Origin of the sequence: Caballeronia arationis, from assembly GCF_001544975.2 — a bacterium.
In the GTDB taxonomy this organism is placed as follows: domain Bacteria; phylum Pseudomonadota; class Gammaproteobacteria; order Burkholderiales; family Burkholderiaceae; genus Caballeronia; species Caballeronia arationis.
In genome coordinates, this window is the sequence record NZ_FCOG02000403.1 from 1 (window position 1) to 1,690 (window position 1,690).

Consider the following 1,690-nt stretch of genomic DNA (forward strand, 5'->3'; position numbering starts at 1 on the left):
GAAGCGCCGGGTTTCCGCCCGCCAGTTCGTGCCCATCAGCGCGTTGAGCCGATTGACGATGAGCGAGGCTTTGTACTCGCCTACATCGTTCGGATAAAAGCCCTGCCGGCCGACGTTGGTCGGACTGACCGTGTCGTCGTCGAACACCGTGCAGTCGATGCCCCCCGGGTGACCGAGCTCCAGCATCGCGTGATGCAGCCGCGCGAGGCTCGGGAGCACAGCACTTCCGGTGCCGCCAGCGCCCACCACGACCACATTCCAGCTTCGCTCGAGCATCCGCGAAGGAAGTTGATGACGGATGGCGCTTGTCATGCCACCTCCTTCAACTTGGCCGCCGCGTACCAACTGCTCGGCACGCGCTCGACGTCCTCGAAGATGCCCTTCGCGCACAACCGCATCGCCATGCTCGGAACCGATGATGCGCAGTTCCCAACGACGAAAGCGAATTTCGTCTCGTGCCGGTCATCCTCGTTGTCTGTCGACGAGAAGAAGGCCGGATGAGCGCCATGCGAGTGACAGTCGATCACGCGCAGTTCGCCTGCGAGTAGCTCCGGCCGCTCATACTTCAGCGAACCGGGGCCTTGCGACAGTACCCTCACGGGCGCGAGACGAAACTGCTTGGTCTCGACGTTCCAGACGATCCACGCACCCGTCTCGAGCGGATGCGCGGCGCGTGCCATTTCCACGAACTCGCCGATCAGTTCCGGCGGCACCGCGCCGCAGCGCAGCACCGTCGACTCGGCCACGCTCCCATAAGGGATCGCAGTCGGAACCGTGTAGTGCGCGACGCGACGAACGACCGACAGCCACGGCAGATCGATCTCGATAAAGACACCGTTCTCGCCGATCAGCAACCGCTCTCCTGCCGCCTGCATCGGCGCTACCGGCTCGCGCCGGGGAACCATAACGGTCGGAAACGAGCGTTGAAGCGCAGCGTCACCGGCATTCAAGCCACCGGCATTCGAAACACCAGCATTCATTTCAAATCTCCTTTTTTGCCGGCGATCAGATCAGCGACAGTAATGTCCATAGGGACGAGCGCCTCTTTCGGGAACTGCTCGCCGTACTTGCCGTCGAGCATTTCCTTCCAGAATGCGAACTCGCCATTCGGATGCGAAACACGTTTGTTGCCGTGATTCGGGTGTGTGAAGGCCGATTCAAAGAATCCGCTCTCCCATCCGGCAATCGATTCGATGTCGATGCGCTTGGGTACATGAGCCGAGCCGACGCAGATCCGCCCCCAGTCCCAGGTGTTAAAGTAAGGCGGTTCGTGCAGCTTCGATGCAGGCGTTGGCCGGCTGTCTTCCTGCAGCGCGAACACGGAAAACCCGTTCGAAGCTGCACGGAACACCAACCCCGGATGCGGGACGACCGCACTGCGTCGCCCGATCTCCTGACAGTCGAAGAAGACTCTTCGCATCGCCGGTCTGCACCACCACATCACCGCGTCTTGCGAAACCGCGAGCACCGTCTCAGGCAGGAATTCCGCCTTCGGGGCCGCGTTCTGCGCCAGCTCACGCAGGCATTCGACAAGTGCCATGCGGTCGATCGGCCGTCCGGCACCAATCGTCGCCCGGCCGCTCTTGCCCTGAGTCACCGGATGAACGGTGCCGTAGACGGCGCTGCGATCCTGGCGGCCGTACAGCAAGATGGCGCTGATTGCCGCGAGTTCGTCGACGCGGTCCGAGCC

3 protein-coding genes are annotated in these 1,690 nt (G+C 62.5%); all 3 read right to left on the reverse strand.

Features of this window, described 5'->3' with window-relative positions; translation table 11 throughout:
• Positions 1-312, reverse strand: a 312-nt coding sequence (locus tag AWB81_RS42695; protein ID WP_144444385.1) for a PRTRC system ThiF family protein, incomplete at its 3' end; no start/stop codon positions are given.
• On the reverse strand, positions 309-980 hold the full coding sequence (locus tag AWB81_RS42700; RefSeq protein ID WP_087135613.1) for a PRTRC system protein A: 672 nt from the start codon (positions 978-980) through the stop codon (positions 309-311). The genes AWB81_RS42695 and AWB81_RS42700, both read right to left, overlap by 4 nt.
• Positions 977-1,660, reverse strand: a complete 684-nt coding sequence (locus tag AWB81_RS42705; RefSeq protein WP_062644588.1) for a PRTRC system protein B — start codon at positions 1,658-1,660, stop codon at positions 977-979. Before AWB81_RS42705 ends, AWB81_RS42700 begins: the two co-directional genes overlap by 4 nt.
• Positions 1,661-1,690: the final 30 nt, after the last annotated feature.

Coding starts and splice junctions, on each gene's coding strand:
- AWB81_RS42700 (WP_087135613.1), bottom strand. CDS start 980: ATGAATGCTGGTGTTTCGAATGCCGGTGGCTTGAATGCCGGTGACGCT.